Annotated in this window: 14 protein-coding genes; 9 read left to right on the top strand and 5 right to left on the bottom strand. The window is 73.2% G+C overall.

All coding sequences use genetic code 11. The features are described from left to right. Nucleotides 1–588 precede the first annotated feature (588 nt). The 4 genes from ACFVYK_RS32420 to ACFVYK_RS32405 all read left to right on the top strand — a co-directional run bounded on the left by ACFVYK_RS32420 (nt 589) and on the right by ACFVYK_RS32405 (nt 2966). Entirely contained in the window at nt 589–1482 is an 894-nt protein-coding gene (locus ACFVYK_RS32420) for a DMT family transporter (RefSeq protein ID WP_389780182.1), read from the top strand. 172 nt (nt 1483–1654) lie between these two features. After that, nucleotides 1655–2170, top strand: a complete 516-nt coding sequence (locus ACFVYK_RS32415; protein WP_389780181.1) for an NUDIX hydrolase — start codon at nt 1655–1657, stop codon at nt 2168–2170. Between the two features lie 56 nt (nt 2171–2226). Continuing rightward, nucleotides 2227–2619: a YidH family protein gene (locus ACFVYK_RS32410; RefSeq protein WP_389780179.1), complete on the top strand. Its 393-nt coding sequence runs from the start codon at nt 2227–2229 to the stop codon at nt 2617–2619. Then, nucleotides 2616–2966 carry a DUF202 domain-containing protein gene (locus tag ACFVYK_RS32405; RefSeq protein WP_389780177.1) on the top strand — a complete coding sequence of 117 codons (351 nt, stop codon included), beginning with the start codon at nt 2616–2618 and terminating at the stop codon, nt 2964–2966. Before ACFVYK_RS32410 ends, ACFVYK_RS32405 begins: the two co-directional genes overlap by 4 nt. Here ACFVYK_RS32405 and ACFVYK_RS32400 read toward each other — a convergent pair. Next, nucleotides 2963–3919, bottom strand: coding sequence for an NADP-dependent oxidoreductase (locus ACFVYK_RS32400; RefSeq protein ID WP_389780175.1), 957 nt, complete (start codon nt 3917–3919; stop codon nt 2963–2965). The two genes, ACFVYK_RS32405 and ACFVYK_RS32400, sit on opposite strands and share 4 nt — an antisense overlap. A 311-nt stretch (nt 3920–4230) precedes the next feature. Between ACFVYK_RS32400 and ACFVYK_RS32395 the strand changes: the two genes are divergently transcribed. Together ACFVYK_RS32395 and ACFVYK_RS32390 are read left to right on the top strand one after the other, a co-directional pair. Beyond that, nucleotides 4231–5253 carry a phosphotransferase family protein gene (locus tag ACFVYK_RS32395; RefSeq protein ID WP_389780173.1) on the top strand — a complete coding sequence of 341 codons (1023 nt, stop codon included), beginning with the start codon at nt 4231–4233 and terminating at the stop codon, nt 5251–5253. A 5-nt stretch (nt 5254–5258) separates the two neighbouring features. Further along, entirely contained in the window at nt 5259–6473 is a 1215-nt protein-coding gene (locus tag ACFVYK_RS32390; RefSeq protein ID WP_389780171.1) for an acyl-CoA dehydrogenase family protein, read from the top strand. Nucleotides 6474–6641: 168 nt separating this feature from the next. Here the strand turns inward: ACFVYK_RS32390 and ACFVYK_RS32385 are convergent, their stop codons facing one another. The 3 genes from ACFVYK_RS32385 to ACFVYK_RS32375 are packed head-to-tail and all read right to left on the bottom strand — an operon-like array spanning nt 6642 to nt 9696. Beyond that, the gene (locus tag ACFVYK_RS32385; protein WP_389780169.1) at nt 6642–7235 is read right to left on the bottom strand and encodes a TetR/AcrR family transcriptional regulator; all 594 of its coding nucleotides are present in this window, start codon (nt 7233–7235) and stop codon (nt 6642–6644) included. Nucleotides 7236–7264: 29 nt separating this feature from the next. Further along, the gene (locus ACFVYK_RS32380) at nt 7265–8938 is read right to left on the bottom strand and encodes a class I adenylate-forming enzyme family protein (RefSeq protein ID WP_389780167.1); all 1674 of its coding nucleotides are present in this window, start codon (nt 8936–8938) and stop codon (nt 7265–7267) included. Then, complete coding sequence (locus ACFVYK_RS32375; RefSeq protein WP_389780166.1) at nt 8935–9696, bottom strand: SDR family oxidoreductase; 762 nt, start codon at nt 9694–9696, stop codon at nt 8935–8937. The genes ACFVYK_RS32380 and ACFVYK_RS32375 overlap by 4 nt, the downstream gene beginning before the upstream one ends. Nucleotides 9697–9940: 244 nt before the next feature. On the opposite strand from ACFVYK_RS32375, the gene ACFVYK_RS32370 reads away from it, so the two are divergent. Then, nucleotides 9941–11257 (top strand): serine-threonine protein kinase, encoded by a 1317-nt coding sequence (locus ACFVYK_RS32370; RefSeq protein ID WP_389780165.1) that lies wholly within the window; start codon nt 9941–9943, stop codon nt 11255–11257. Nucleotides 11258–11280: 23 nt separating this feature from the next. Here the strand turns inward: ACFVYK_RS32370 and ACFVYK_RS32365 are convergent, their stop codons facing one another. Next, entirely contained in the window at nt 11281–14067 is a 2787-nt protein-coding gene (locus tag ACFVYK_RS32365; RefSeq protein ID WP_389780164.1) for a penicillin acylase family protein, read from the bottom strand. Between the two features lie 208 nt (nt 14068–14275). On the opposite strand from ACFVYK_RS32365, the gene ACFVYK_RS32360 reads away from it, so the two are divergent. Then, nucleotides 14276–14878 (top strand): hypothetical protein, encoded by a 603-nt coding sequence (locus tag ACFVYK_RS32360; protein WP_389780162.1) that lies wholly within the window; start codon nt 14276–14278, stop codon nt 14876–14878. Between the two features lie 134 nt (nt 14879–15012). Beyond that, on the top strand, nt 15013–15732 hold the full coding sequence (locus ACFVYK_RS32355; protein WP_389780160.1) for a 3-keto-5-aminohexanoate cleavage protein: 720 nt from the start codon (nt 15013–15015) through the stop codon (nt 15730–15732). Nucleotides 15733–15911: the final 179 nt, after the last annotated feature.

The raw sequence follows: 15911 nt of genomic DNA, 5'->3' as shown, positions 1-15911 counted from the left end.
GGGGGCCGGGGCGGCAGCCGGGGCCGTGACCGGGGTCCCGTCGCGGCCAGGGGCCGGGGTGCCGTCGCGGCCAGGGGCCGGGGCCGGGCGCTGCGGGTCACGGCCGAGGGGTGGCGGGGGCAAGGGCACCGCGGGACTTCCTCATCCTCCTCGGCGGCGGCTCTGGCACCGGCCCGCGATCGGCCGATCACGGACAGCCAATCCTCGGCCGGTGCCCCCGGTCAAGGGCCGGGTGCCGTGGCCCGCGGCGACCGCGGTGCGACGCCGGGCGGTTCACGGCGGCCCGTCGCTGGTGGGACCGGTGGCGGCCCGGACAGTCCCACGCCGGTGTGGCGTACGCCATGGCGCGGCCCGGCCGGAGCCCACACCATGGCCAGACGACCACGACGGCCGTACGGTCGCGTCCCGGCCCCGTGTCCGGGCGTCGCGGCGAGTCAACCGCCCGGTTCGGGGTATCCGAGCATCGTCCCGAGGCGGGCATCGAAGCAAGGGTTTCCGCTACTCCCAGGGGCACTGTGGGCGCTGGGACGCTACAGTCGGCCACACGCACCCCGTCCGTGGTCCGACCGGATGATCGAGGTACGCAGCGTGTCGGTACTGGTTCTGGTTCTCGCCGTGAGCGCCGCCTGCTGCCTGGGCTTCGGGTTCGTGCTCCAGCAGAACGCGGCCCAGCGGGCGCCGCTCGGCGACTTCCTCTCGCCGCGGCTGCTGCTGGACCTGATGAAGGTGCCGCGCTGGCTCGGCGGCATCGCCCTGATGGTGGCGGGCATGGCGCTGGGCGCGGTCGCGCTCGGCCAGGGCGAGATCTCCCTGGTGGAACCCCTGCTCGCGACGAACCTGCTGTTCGCCCTCGCGCTCTCCCGGCACCAGACGAAGCAGCCGCTCGGCCGCCAGGGCTGGGCCGGTCTGCTTTTGCTCGCGGGCGGGGTGACCGCCTTCATCGTGGCGGGCGAGCCGCGCGGCGGCAGCGCGGTCGCGGACCCGCTGCGGCACTGGCTGATCATCGGCGTGATGGTGGGGCTGGCGCTGCTGCTGACGACGTACGCCAAGCGCTCCCGGCTGAGTTCGGGCCCGGTCCTGCTGTCCCTCGCGGCCGGTCTGCTGTACGGCGTGCAGGACGCCCTGACCAGGGTCAGCGGGCAGCGTTTCGGTGCGGGCGGCCTCGGTGAGCTGCTCACCGGCTGGCAGCCGTACGCGGTGCTCGCGCTCGGCGTGACCGGGCTCGTGCTGGTGCAGAGCGCGTTCGAGACGGCGCCGCTGCGGATGTCGCTGCCGGCGCTGACCGCGGCCCAGCCGCTGGCGGGGATCCTCTGCGGCGTCGGCTTCCTCGGCGACCGGCTGCACACCGACACCGGCGCGCTGGCCTGGGAGGCGGCGGGCCTCGCGGCGATCGTCGCGGGCATCGTGCTCCTCGGACTGCACCCGGCGATGCCGAGGGGCGCGGCGCCGCGCGAGCAGGTGCCGGACCTGCAGCCGCGGTGACCTGACGGCCCACCGCCCCCGCCGGGCCCCCCGGCCGCCCGGGGCCCGTCGGCCGCCCCTGCCTCGGCCCGGCCGCCCCCGCCCGGCCGCCTGCCCCACCAGCCCTGACCGGCTTCCGTCGCCCGGGTGACGCGGCCCTCCCGTCCGCGCGGCTGCCTGGTTGGATGGGCGCATGAGCGCTGCTGACGAGATCCTCGACGTCGTCGACGAGAACGATCAGGTCGTGGGGCGGTTCCCCCGGGGCCGGGTGTACGCCGAGGGGCTGCGACACCGCTGCGTCTTCGTCCAGGCCCGGGACGCCGACGACCGGATCTTCGTGCACCGCCGGACCGCGACCAAGCTGGTCTTCCCCTCGCTGTACGACATGTTCGTCGGCGGGGTGGTCGGCGCGGGCGAGGCCTACGACGACGCGGCCCTGCGCGAGGCCGAGGAGGAACTGGGCGTGAGCGGTCTGCCCCGGCCGGAGTTCCTCTTCAAGTTCCTCTACGAGGGCGGCGCCGCCGGGAGCTGGTGGTCGGCCGTGTACGAGGTCCGCTGCGACCTGCCGGTGCGTCCGCAGGTGGAAGAGGTCGCCTGGCACGCCTTCCTGCCCGAGGAGGAGGTCGAGCGGCGACTGCCCGCGTGGGAGTGGGTGCCGGACGGACTGGCCGCCTACCGGCGTCTGAACGCCTTCCGGTCGACGTCCTGAGCGGGCGAGCGGGACTGCTCCGGGCGGGGTGACGGGCGGCGGGTAGGGTCCGTCGGGTGATCGAGTTCGTACGGAATGTCAGGCTGTGGTTCGCGCCCGAGCAGGTCCGGCAGGAGGGCCGCACGCCCGACTACCGGTTCTCGCTGGCCAACGAGCGCACGTTCCTGGCCTGGCTGCGCACCGCGCTGGCGCTGATCGGCGGCGGATTCGCGGTCGACCAGTTCCTGCCGGACCTGCGCTGGGGCTGGCGGGTCGGGCTGGCGCTGGCCCTGCTCGGGGCGGGCGTGCTGTGCTCGTTGCGCGCGGTGAACCACTGGATGCGCTGCGAGCGGGCGATGCGCCGGGGCGAGGACCTGCCGGCGTCCCGCTTCCCCGCGCTGCTGGGGGTGGTGGTCGCGGCGGTGGCGGTGGCGATGGTCGTGGTGGTGTTGGTGAGGTGGGAGGGGTGAGCGGCGCTGATGGGGCGGGAGGGGTGAGCGGCGAGGCGCTGTCCGTGCGCGATCCCGGCCTTCAGCCGGAGCGGACCCGGCTGGCCTGGCGGCGTACGACGCTGGCGGGCACCGTCGCCGCCGTGCTGGCCGTGAAGACGGCGCTGCAGGGCGGGGCCTCGGCGTTCGCGGTCGTCGTCTGCGCGCTGTGCTGCTGTCTGTGGCTGGCCTTCCTGCTCCTCGCCCACCAGCGGATCCGGGCCCTCGCCGCCACGGCGAGTCCGGCGCCTCTCGCCCCGCGGCACGCCATGTCGGTCGTCCTGTGCACGGTGGCGACGGCGGCGTGCGCCCTGGCGCTGGTGATCTAGAGCGGGCCGATGCCGTCCTCGGCGTCCCAGGCGACCGTGACGACGATCTTGCCGCGGGTGCGGCCCTCCTCGTTCCGGCGGTGGGCCTCCGCCGCGCGTTCCAGCGGGAACGCCTCGCAGACGTGGACCGACAGCACCCCCTGTTCGGCCAGTTCCGCCACTCGGGTGAGGTCCTCGGCGTCGGGCCGGACCCAGTAGTAGCGGCCGCCGTAGCCGACGACGTCGCCGTCGGCGATCGACACCAGGCGCCCCTCCGGCGCCAGCAGGTTGGCGGAGACCTTCAGGGTGTCGCCGCCGACCGTGTCGAACGCCGCGTCCACTCCTTCGGGCGCCAGCCCGCGCACCCGCTCGGCGAGGCCCTCGCCGTAGACGACCGGCTCGCCGCCGAGCGAGCGCACGTAGTCGTGGTTGCCCTCGCTCGCCGTGCCGATCACCCGTGCGCCCAGGTGACGCGCGAGCTGGACGGCCATGGAGCCGACGCCGCCCGCGGCCGCGTGCACGAGGACGGTCTCGCCCCGCTTCACCTGGAGGGCCTTGGTCAGCACCTGGTAGGCGGTGAGCCCGGTCAGCGGCAGGCCCGCGGCCTCCTCCCAGGTGAGGTTGCGCGGCTTGCGGGCGAGGGTGCGCACCGGCGCGGCCACGTACTCGGCGAAGGTGCCGCGGGAGAGGAAGTCCTCGCGGACGTAGCCGATGACCTCGTCGCCGACGGCGTACTCCGCGACGGACACCCCGAGCCGCACGACGACCCCGCAGACGTCCCAGCCGGGGACCACCGGGAAGACGGCGTCCAGGATCGGGTCCAGATGACCCTCGCGGGCCTTCCAGTCGACGGGGTTCACGGCCGCCGCCCGGACCTTCACCAGCACCGCGTCGGGGCCGATCTTGGGCTCGCGGACGTCCCCGTACTCGAGCGTCTCGGGGCCGCCGTAGCGGGAGTAGCTGATGGCCTTCATGAGTCCGACCCTCCGGGCTCCCAGGACGCCACGCAAGCGGGATGATCCGATACGGGTAGTCGGCGTGACAGCCTGCCGGCACGCCCGCGCGGGGACGGGCGGGCGCTCGGGCGATCGGATGGTCGGGCGACGGGCGGTCGGGCGGTCGCGCGGTCGGGAACGGCGCGTCGACGGCTCGCCGGGGGCCACGCGGGGGGCCGTCGTCCTAGGGTGGCCCCGATCACGTTGGGCGTGACCACTGGACGGCATACCGACCGGTCGGCATCATGGGGCGGAGTCCCGTTCACCCGTCCCGCCCACAGGAGCGACGCATGAGCCCCGACCACCCGCCCGGCCTCGACCTCGACCGGCTGCGCACCCTGTTGGAGCGTGAGCGTCCCGGCCTGGTCCACGGCCCTCTCACCGGCCGGCTGATCGAGGGCGGACGGTCGAACCTCACCTACGCGGTCTCCGACGGCGAGGCCAGGTGGGTCGTCCGGCGGCCCCCGCTCGGGCACGTCCTGGCCACCGCGCACGACATGAGGCGCGAACACCGGGTGATCAGCGCCCTCCATCCGACGAGCGTGCCCGTGCCGCGGCCGGTGCTGCTGTGCGAGGACGACGAGGTGCTCGGTGCGCCCTTCTACGTGATGGAGTTCGTCGAGGGCACGCCGTACCGGACGGCCGACGAGCTCGTCCCGCTCGGCGAGCAGCGCACCCGCGACGCGGTGCTGTCGCTGGTGGACACGCTGGTGGAGCTGCACGCGGTGGACCCGGCCTCGGTGGGCCTGGCCGACTTCGGCCGCCCCGAGGGCTTCCTGGACCGGCAGCTGCGCCGCTGGGGCAAGCAGCTGGACGCCTCCCGCAGCCGCGACCTGGCCGGGGTGGACGAGCTGCACGCGGCGCTCGGCCGCGAGCTGCCGCACTCCCCCGTGCCGGCCGTCGTGCACGGCGACTACCGGCTCGACAACGTGCTGATCGGCCCGGACGACACCATCAGGGCCATCCTCGACTGGGAGATGTCGACGCTCGGCGACCCGCTGACCGATCTGGGACTGCTGGTGATGTACAGCGTGCCGCTGCGGCTGCCGAACTCCCCGATCTCCACGACGGCGGCCGCGCCCGGCCACCCGTCGCCGGCCGAGCTGATCGAACGGTACGCGGCCCGCTCCGGGCGGGACGTCGCGGCGGTCTCCTGGTACACGGCGTTCGCCTGGTTCAAGCTCGCCGTGATCCTGGAGGGCATCCACTACCGGTACACGCTGGGCCAGACGGTCGGACGCGGCTTCGACCGCATCGGGGAGCTCGTCCCCGTCTTCATCGAGCACGGACTGACCACTCTCCAGGAAGGCTGACCGGCATGGACTTCACGTTCGACGCCCGCACCGAGGAACTGCGCGCCAGGCTGCTCGCCTTCATGGACGACTACGTCTACCCGGCGGAGGCCGTGGCGGAGGAGCAGCGGGCGGCGCTGGCCTCTCCGTGGGACACCCCGGCGGTGGTCGGGGAGCTGAAGGCCGAGGCGCGCCGGCAGGGTCTGTGGAACCTGTTCCTGCCCGACGCCGAGCACGGCGCGGGTCTGACCAACCTCCAGTACGCCCCGCTGGCCGAGATCACCGGCCGTTCCCCGCACCTGGCGCCGACCGCCCTGAACTGCGCCGCGCCGGACACCGGGAACATGGAGGTGCTCGCGCAGTTCGGGGACGAGCAGCAGAAGAAGCAGTGGCTGGAGCCGTTGCTCGCCGGGGAGATCCGCTCGGCGTTCGCGATGACCGAGCCGGAGGTGGCCTCCTCCGACGCCACCAACATCACCACGCTCATCGAGCGCGACGGCGACGAGTACGTCGTCACGGGCCGCAAGTGGTACATCTCCGGAGCGATGAACCCGGACTGCAGGATCTTCATCGTGATGGGCAAGACGAACCCGGACGGCGCCGACGTCCGCCGCCAGCAGTCCATGGTGCTCGTCCCGCGCGACACCCCGGGCGTCACGGTCCGGCGGGCCATGAAGGTCTTCGGCTACGAGGACCACTCCCACGGAGGTCACGCCGAGGTGGTCTTCGACCACGCGCGCGTGCCGGTGACGAATCTGATCGGCGAGGAGGGCGGCGGCTTCGCCATCGCCCAGGCACGACTCGGCCCCGGCCGCATCCACCACTGCATGCGGCTGATCGGCATGGCCGAACGGGCGATCGAGCTGATGTGCCGCCGGGCCGTCTCCCGCGACGCCTTCGGCAAGGCGCTGGCTCAGCAGGGCGTGGTGCACAACTGGATCGCGGACGCCCGCGTGACGGTCGAACAGTTGCGGCTGCTGGTGCTCAAGACCGCCTGGATGATGGACACCGTCGGCAACCGGGGCGCCCACACGGAGATCCAGTCCATCAAGATCGCGACGCCCCGCGCGGTCGTCGACATCATCGACCGGGCGATCCAGCTGCACGGCGCGGGCGGCGTCAGCCAGGACTTCCCGTTGGCCGAGCTGTACGCCAGTGCGCGCACGCTCATGATCGCGGACGGGCCGGACGAGGTCCATCAGCGGTCCCTGGCACGCCGGGAGCTGAAGAAGTACCTGTAGAGGCGGCAGGGACCGCGGCGGCCGCAGAGGCCGACGCGACGACGAAGGCCCCGGCGACGAACACCGGGGCCTTCTCGCGCCCTGTCGACGCGGCTGTTCCCGCGGCTGTTCCCGCGGGCGTTCCCGCGGGCGTTCCCGCGGGCGTTCCCGCGGGCGTTCCCGCGGGCGTCAGGGCCGCAGCGCCCTCAGCAGCAGGTCGGCGAGGTGGTCGGCGACCTCCTGTGCGCCCATCGGGCCGTCCGGGCGGTACCAGGTCGACAGATGGTGCACGGAGCCGAAGTGGTAGTCCACGACCAGGTCGGCCGGGGTCGCCGTGGAGAACACGCCGGCCCGCTGGCCCTCCTCGACCAGGGCGCGGAAGCGCTCGTGGTAGCGCCGCCGCTCGGCGCGCACCTGCTTGTTCTTCTCGGGGCTCAGATGGTGCATCGAACGGAAGAAGATCGACGCGTCGTCGAGGTTGTCGATCGTCGTGACGACGACGTCCGCCGCCGCGCCCCGCAGCCGTTTCTCGATCGGCTCGTCGGCGTTCGCGAACGCGTCGAGCCGTTCCTGCTGGACGCGCAGCACGCGCGCGTACACCTCGTGCAGCAGGTCGTCCTTGGAGCCGAAGTAGTGGTACAACGCCCCCTTGGTGACGCCCGCGGCCTCCACGATCTCCTGCACCGAGGTGCGGTCGTAGCCCTGCTCGGCGAAGAGCCGGGTGGCGGCGGCGAGCAGCCGCTGCGGCACGGGCGTCCCGTCGCCGTCCGTCGTCCTGGGCACTGCCGCCACCTGCCTTCTTCCTCGATGCGTCACTGGCCGTCGTGTGCGCGGGAACGCAGTTCCCTCCGGAGGATCTTGCCACTCGCCGTCTTGGGCAGGTCGCGCAGGATCTCCACCTGACGCGGATACTTGTACGCGGCCAGCCTGTCCTTGCAGTAGGCCGCGAGCGTATCGGCATCCGCGTCCGCGCCGGGACGCAGGCTGATGTAGGCCTTGACGGTCTCACCGCGATAGCCGTCCGGAACGCCCACGACGGCCGCCTCCCGCACCGCCGGATGCGTGTACAGCACGTCCTCGACCTCGCGCGGCCACACCTTGAACCCGGACGCGTTGATCATGTCCTTCTTGCGGTCGACGACGTACAGCCAACCCTGTTCGTCCATGAACCCGATGTCCCCGGTGCGCAGCTCGCCGCCGGGGAAGGTCTCGGCGGTGGCCTCGGGCCGCCGCCAGTACCCGGGCACGACCTGCGGGCCCCGGACGACGATCTCCCCCTGCTCCCCGAAGGGCACGTCGGCGCCGTGCTCGTCGACGATGCGCACGACCGTGTCGGGGCCGGGCACGCCGACGGCGAGGGTCCCGGAGGCCGGGTCGACCGGCGCCTCCAGCCGGGGCGGGACGGAGGCGCAGGGCGCGGTGCACTCGGTGAGCCCGTAGCCGTTGCGGATGTAGGGGCCGAAGCCGGCCCGGAACTTCTCCACCAGGGCCGGCGGCAGGGGCGCGCCGCCGGAGGAGATGTGTGCGAAGGACGCGAAGTGGTCCGGGGTGCAGGAGGGGTGCGCGGCCAGCGCCATGAAGGCGGTGGACGGCCCGACCGTGTAGTGCGGCCGGTGCTCGGCGAACGCCTCCAGCACCACGCCGGCGTCGAAGCGGTAGGTCAGCACCAGCGTGCCCGCGCTGTTCAGACAGGCGACGAGCTGGCACACCATGCCGGTGATGTGGAACAGGGGCGCGAGGGCGTAGTAGACGGGCGCCTCGGGCAGGCGCAGCCCGGTGCGCTGCCGTTCGGCGTTGTGCATGATGTTGCCGTGCGTGTTGGTGGCACCCTTGGGCGCTCCGCTCGTGCCCGAGGTGTAGCTGATCAGCGCGATGTCGGCGGGGGCTGCGTCGCGGCCCTCCGGCGCCGGGTGGCCGGCGCGGGCGACGGCGGTGAGGTCGTCCGTGTCGGGCGGCTGCGGGAGCCGTTCGAAGGTGAGCACGCGCGCGTCGTCCCGGCTCTGGAAGTCCCGCTCGCAGCCGGTGAGCACGATCCGCACGGGCGAGTCCGCGGCAGTGTCGCGCAGATAGGTCTCCCACGCGCGGTCGGCGCAGATCAGCGCCGTGACCTCGCCGTCCCGCAGGACGTGGGCGACCTCGGCCGACTTGTACATCGGGTTCACCGGGACGACCGTCGCGCCGGCCTTCCACGCGCCGAGCAGGGCGAGGACGAAGAGCGGCGAGTTCTGCAGCAGGACGGCGACCCGGTCGCCGGGCTGCAGGCCGCGGGCGGCGAGGTGGCCGGCGACGGAGTCGCTGAGCTCGTCGACCTCGCGGTAGCCGAGCCGGCCGTCGAAGTAGGCGAGGCAGGTGCGGTCGGGGGCCTCGGCCACGGACCTGCGGAAGGCGTGCACGAGGGAGTCGGCGGGCTCGATCGGGGCGCGCTGGGCGTCGTCGAGGAGGCCCAGCCAGGGCTTGGCGTCGTACCGGGAGGCGGACTCGGTCATTCGGCGGTCTCCCACTTCTGCTGCAGGTGGTTCATGTTGGTCAGCCAGCGGTCGGGGTCCGTGGCGCGCACCTGGTAGTACCCGGCGACCTCGGGGTGCGGCAGGATCAGGAAGCGGTCCTCGGCGATGCCCTGGAACAAAGCGTCCGCCACGTCCTTCGGCTCGATCGCGGTCGGCTTGAGCACCAGGTCGCCGGCGGTGCCGGTGGCGTCCAGCATGTCGGTGCGCACGCCCTGCGGGCAGATCGCGTGCACCTGGATCCCGCGGTGGCGGTAGGTGAGCGACAGCCACTCGGCGAAGGCGTACGCGCCGTGCTTGGTGACGCTGTAGGGGGCGGCGCCGATCATGGTGAGCAGCCCGGCGGCCGAGACGGTCGAGACGAACCGGCCGCGGCCGCGCTCCAGCCAGTGCGGGAGCAGAGCGTGGGCCGCGCGGACGTGGGCCATGACGTTGACGTCCCAGGCGAGCGCCCAGACGGCCTCGTCGGCCGCCTCCGAGCCGCCGGAGCCGACCCCGGCGTTGGCGCAGTACACGTCGACGTCGCCGCCGAGCGCCTCGCGGGCCCGGTCGACGATCGTGGAGGCGTCGCCGGGCACCGCGATGCCGCCGATCTCGGCTGCCACCGCCTCGGCCCGCCCGGCGTCCAGGTCGTTGACGACGACCCGGGCGCCCTCGGCGGCGAAGCGGCGGGCCAGCGCGGCCCCGATGCCGCCTCCCGCTCCGGTCACGATCACTCCGGCATCCTGCACGGCTTCCACCCTCGGTCTCCTTCGACGCGACTGCGGCACGACTGCGGCACGACTGCGGCACGCATCGGCTCTGCCGTCAGACTAACCAGTCGGTATGTTGCGGCGGAAGGGTTACCCGGGGATCGCCGTCCGGTCACGCGGCCGTAGAGGATTCTCCCGCGTCCGCAGGGGCCGCGACCTCTGGCCAATCGTGCGCGTCCGCAGGACGATGCCCTCACCTGGCGCATCCCTGCGAGGGACGAGGGGGCCTGTCGTGGCGGATCCGGCGATGAGCGTGACGCCCTACTGGGAGCTGGTCTTCGACGCCGACGGCGACCCGGACGGCGGGCGGCGCGACCGGCTGCTGACGCAGGCGGGTCGGCGCGGCATCCGGGATCTGATCGTCTTCACGCACGGCTGGAACAGCGACCGCGCGGACGCGACGCGGCTCTGCAGCCGCTTCTTCGCCCCGATCCCCTCGCTCGCGCCGGCCGCGAGGATCGGTTACACGGGCGTGGTGTGGCCCTCGATGCGGTTCCCGGACGAGCCGATCCCCGACTTCCCGCGTTCGGCGGCCGCTTCGGCGGCCTGCCGTCCGGGGCTGGACGCGGACACCCGGCGGGCGCTGCTGGAGACCTTCCCGGGCCGGGCCGGGGTGATCGACGGGATCGGGCGGCTGCTGGAGACCCGGCCCCCCGGGGAGGGCGGACTGGAGGAGTTCGGGCGGCTGGTGCGGCTGCTGGTGGAGGTGGAGCCGGCGGGGCCGCAGGCCCTGTGCGCGGCGGACACGGTGGGGGAGGCGGCGGGGGCGCCGGCGTCGCGGGAGGAGCCGGAGATGTTCGCCTGTCCGACGGCGCCGGCCTGCGAGGACTTCGCACGGGCCCTGGCCGGGCTCGCATCCGCCCCGGACGCCCCGGGGTTCGCGCTGCCCGACCCGTGGGACGGGGCGCGTGAACTGCTGCGGCAGGCGACGTACTACGCGATGAAGCGGCGCGCGGGCACGGTGGGCGAGCGGGGACTCGGGCCGCTGCTCGGGCGGTTGGCGGCGGTGGCGCCCGACGTGCGGGTGCATCTGGTCGGGCACAGCTTCGGCGGGCGGCTGGTGTCGTTCGCCCTGCGCGGGCTGCCGGAGGGGGTGCGCACGGTGAAGTCGGTGACGCTGCTCCAAGGGGCTTTCTCGCACTACGCGTTCGCCGCCCGGTTGCCGCACGACCCGCGCGCGGGCGGCGTGCTCCAGGGGCGGCAGAACCGGATCGACGGCCCCCTGGTGTGCTGCCACTCGCGGTTCGACCAGGCGCTGGGCACGATGTACCCGCTGGCCTCGCGGATGGCGGGCGACGACCGGGGGCTCGTCGGCGAGGTGCTGGGCGCCAGGTGGGGGGCCATGGGGCACGACGGGGTGCAGGCCGTGCCCGGCACGCGCGCGTGCACGCTCGCCGAGGCGCTGTCCGGGGCGCTTCCGGCGTCGGGGTGCGTGAACGTCGACGCGGCGGCGGTGGTCCGGCGCGGCGGGGCGCCGGCCGGGGCGCACGGTGACATCGTGCACCCCGAGCTGGCGCGGCTGGTGCTGGCGGCGGGCCGGATCCGTTAGGACGCGGTCCGCCGTCGCGGGAACTACCGGTGCGAGGTGAACTCCACCACCTGCTGGAACGTGGGCCGGTTCTGCCAGCTGATGTTGCCGTGCTTGATGCCGCCCAGGGTGCGCTGGACGATCGAGTCGGCGCACCACTGGTTGCCCGCGGCGCACAGGGTGTCGCCGGGGTAGACCTGGGCCGCGGTCTTGCCGGCCGCCGTCTTCAGGGTGGCGATCAGGACGTCCCGGCAGCCGCCGAGGGTGCCGCCGCCGCAGTACTTCTGCGTCAGTCCGCCCTGCACCGGCTCGCCGAGCACCGCGCGGACGTCCTTGTCGACGTAGCTCCACCAGCCGTACTGGAAGGAGCTGCCGGCGTGCGACCCGGTCGGGCCGTGGGCGGCCGACGGGGCCTCGTCGACGGGCAGGTTGGCGGTGAACGCGGAGTACAGGTCGGCGCCGAGCCCCGGTTCGAACTCGGCCTTCACCAGCAGCGGCCACCAGGCGTCCAGGATGCGGATCGCGTCGGCGTCGGCGTACGTCTTGGAACCGGCCGCCGTCTCGGTGCGCCTGCCGCCCGCCGTCAGCCAGGCCTGCAGCTCGGTCACCGCCGCCGCGGCCGTGGAGTCGGTGACCGTGGAGCTGGTGATCACCTTGAGCAGGTCGGGCAGGACGTCCTCGGCCCGCAGGTCGGCGAGGGCCGCGTCGGCCATCGCCTTCGTCAGGGACGCGCGGGTGACGCCGCCGGCCGCGACCAGCTTCTTCACCCGGTCCTCGAGCAGGTTGCCGCGGTGCACGGACCCGTCGCCCCAGGAGGCCGTCGCATAGTCCTTGGCCTGCTTGTTGTTCCAGGAGACGTAGTAGTCCTGGTCGACGGAGTTGGGGTGCGCCGAGGCGGGGGTGTACGCGGCCGTGTTGGTGGCCGGCGTCCAGTTCTTCCACTCGTACGCCGCCTGCGCCCACACCGGGAACTCGGCGTCGACGCCGCCGGGACGCACCGGGTTGTCGCCGCTGTTGTAGTAGGCGGTGTGGGAGGAGTCCGCGTAGAACCAGTTGAAGGTGTAGTTGATGTGCTGCACCGCGCTCTGGAAGGTCTGCGGGCTCTTGACGTAGTCCGGGTCGTTCAGCATCTGGAAGCCGATGATCGAGTCGGCTTCGTGCATGAACGACGAGCGCAGGGTCGTGTAGGCGACCTTCTTGCCGCCGACGGTCGCCCGGTACTCCACGGGGCCGTACTTGGTGCGGTACGCGCGCATGGTGTAGGAGCCGGCGGCCGTCCCGTCGGCGGTCGTCGGCTTCCAGGCGTTCTTCTGCTCGACGACGTCCATGGCCGTGCAGACCCCGTGGTAGAGGTAGTGGTAGTCGTCCTGGCACAGCTCGACCGCGTAGGAGTCGATGATGTCCTGGCCGGAGGTCGTGGCGCTCCACGCGTAGTCCTGGCCGCGGCCGAGCTCGACGTACATGCTCAGCCCGGCGAAGGAGGCGCCGCGGGCGCTGATGCCCGGGCCCTGGATCTCCTGGAGCATGAGCAGTTGGGGGGCGAAGTAGCCGGTCTGCGGGCCGAAGACGGCGATCGGGTGACCAGAGGCGGTGGATCTGCCGCTCACCACGAGCGCGTTGGACATGCCGCGCCGGGCCGAGCTGAGGGCGGACGCGGTGGCCGCCCGGGCGGTGGCGGACGCGCTCTGGTCGCCGCCGGTGCCGGCGGCGTCGTAGACCAGCGGCTGGGTGGCCACCGAGCCCTTGTCGGGCAGCGCCTCGCCCTGTGGGCTCGCGGGCTTGGCGGCGTACGGGAAGCTCTCGCCGTTGTGGACGGTGAGAACGGCCTCGGGGTCGTTGCGTTCGCGGAACGCCTCCCACACCTGGGTGCCCTGCTCGACGCCGTACTTCTCCTGCGCGGCGAGCAGCGACACGGCGTTGTCGACCTCGCCGCCGCCGCCGGAGCCGAAGAGCGCGCCGACGACCGAGGCCAACGCCACCAGATCGGTGATCTTGAAGTGGTCGATGGCGCCTGCGTTGGTGATTGAGTCCTTGTGCCCGGTCAGGACGTATTCACCGGGGAAGTAGCGACCGCTGTCGGAGGCGTCGATGTACGCGTTGACGCCCGCCAGATAGGCGTTGGCGTCGCCGAGGGCCTGCTGGCCGCGGGCGCCGTTGGTCGCGACGGCATTGTCGATCTGGGCCTGGAGGTCTGCCTCGGTGTACGGAGCGTTGCGCCAGAACTGCTGTTCCAGACCCTGGTTGGAGGGGGCGCCGCCCGCGAAGGCGGTGAGCTGGCCGCGGCCGACATGGCGGAAGACGTCCATCAGCCACAGCCGGTCCTGGGCGGCGGCGTACCCGGCGCCGAACTCGGTGCCGTACCGGGTGGTGCCGGTGATGTGCGGGACGCCCGTCTTCTTGTCGCGGACGATCGTCACGTCGTTGCGGCCCGCCGGGATCAGGGTGGAGGCGACTTGATCGGAGGGGACGCCGAAGGACGCGTCGTTGAAGAACGTGTTGATCGTGGCGTTGGTGAGCGTCGGGTAGCCCTTGGCGAGGTTGGCGTAGGGCCCCAGCTGGTCCTCGGCATGGTCGGGCTGGGTGCCGAAGGCCTGGTTGAGCAGGACCTGGGCCAGTGTGGCGTTGCCGTTCTCGCCGGGCGGCAGGATGTCGGAACACTGGCCGCCGCAGTAGTCGTCGGAGGCCGTGGCCTCGGCGGCTGCCGCGACTTGGGTAATGGGCGACAAAAGACCGGCTATCAGGGCGCATACGGACGCGGTCTTCAGGAACCCGGGGAATCTGCCGGGAGTTCTCAGTATGTCGAGAGTGTTGCGCGGGGTTCGCCGAGGCATCGGCTGCTCCTAGCGACGGGGGTGGCCGGAAGGTTACCGCCGGTATCCCCGGGATTGAAGATGAGCATGCGTCAAGTTTTCGGCTTGTGGAGGTCACCGGACATCGGAGGGAGCCGAATCGCGTGTCGATACGTCTATTCGACGACGTCCGTACGACGACGCCGAAGTGACCGAGGTACAGGTGCAGATGCGACGGAGGTGCAAGGCGATGGCCGGTTTCCGGAGTCTGGCGAGACAGGTGCGAGACCCCCGCTGCGATCTGGCGCTGCGGCGGTATTCGCTGCGCAAGTGCCTTGAGCGGTTCGCTCCCTACGGACACAGGGCGACCTGGGACCACCTGTGCTCGCGGGCCGGGTTCGGCCCGGAGGACCGCTCCCCCGATCCGGCGCGGCTCGTGGCCGCGTTGGACGAGCTGGAGGAGGCACGGGCGGTGTGGCTGGCCTACGAGGTCGAGTTCGCCGAGCGCCGCAGGAAGGAGAAGCACGACGGACTGCGCAGGCCCGGGACCGTGGACGACTGGCACCGGCTCACCTGGGGCGGTTTCGGCGTCGCCTGGTGCGACGACCCGCGGCTCCACCCCCGTGAGCCGCTGGCCCAGGTGCTGCGCAAGCTGATCGCCGCGCTGGAGCGCGAACCGGGCGCCGGCTGCCCGGTGTGCGGCGGCGAGCGGCTGCCCTGGAAGTACGAACTGGACCACGAACCGTCGGCGGGTCCGGTCTGCGCGGACTGCGGGATCCTCGTACCGCGCCCGGTCCTCACGCCCGAGGCCCTGGCTGACGCCAGGCGCGGACGGCTGCTCGTCTCGGCCTGAGAGGGGGGCGCCGAGCAGGTGGGGGTGGAGCTGGAGGGGGTGCGCCGGGGATGCCGCACTCCCTGTTCCACCGGCCCACGACGCGCTGACGGGCGCCCCGGCCCGTTGTCGGTGGCGGATGCCATCATCGGGGCATGGTGCAGGTCTGTCTCAACGGAACACGCGGGGCGACGGACGGCGCGGTCGTGCCGCTGACGCCCGGGGAACTGGCCGGGGCCGCGGCCGAGGCCGTCGCGGCGGGGGCCACCGACATCCACGTCCACCCCAAGACGCCGTGCGGACGGGACTCCGTCTCGCCGCGTGCGGTCGCGGCCACCCTCGACGCGATACGGGCGCGGGTGGCGGTGCCGGTCGGCGTCACCACGGGCGTCTGGGCGGAGCCGGACCCCGCGGAGCGGCTCGCGCGGGTGCGCGCGTGGACGGTGCTCCCCGACCACGCCTCGGTCAACTGGCACGAGCCGGGCGCGGAGGAGCTGGCGGCCGCCCTGATGGAGCGGGGCGTCGGCGTGGAGGCGGGCGTCTGGTCGGGCACCGACGGAGCGGCACGGTTCGCCGCCTCACCGCTCGGCTCCCGGGTGCTGCGGGTGCTCGCGGAGGTGACCGACACCGCCGGACCGACGGCCGTGACGACCGCGCGCGCTCTCCTGGCCGAGCTCGGCCCCGCGTTCGGCCGGCCCGTGCTGCTGCACGGCGAGGACGGCGGCGCCTGGCCGGTGCTGCGGCTGGCGGTGCGGCTCGGCCTGGCCACCCGGATCGGGCTGGAGGACACGCTGCACCTGCCGGACGGACAACGGGCGCTGTCCAACGCCCAGTTGGTGTCACACGTGGCACACCTGACGGGCCGGCGCGGGTGAGCACGGCTGGGACATGAGGGGAGCCCGGTGCTCGGCTCCTGACGACGCGAGGGCGGGCGAGCGAACGGGACGCGCGGAGAGGCGAGGACGCGCGGACGCGAGAACGCGAGGACTGATCGCCGCATCCGGCTCCCAGCGCGCAGCGCGCGCAGCGCGGGCAGCGCGCGCAGCGCGGGCAG

The organism is Streptomyces sp. NPDC058291 (genome assembly GCF_042880855.1).
Classification (GTDB): Bacteria; Actinomycetota; Actinomycetes; order Streptomycetales; family Streptomycetaceae; genus Streptomyces.
The sequence above is the reverse complement of the archived record's forward strand: the minus strand, read 5'-3'. Positions and strand labels throughout refer to the sequence as shown.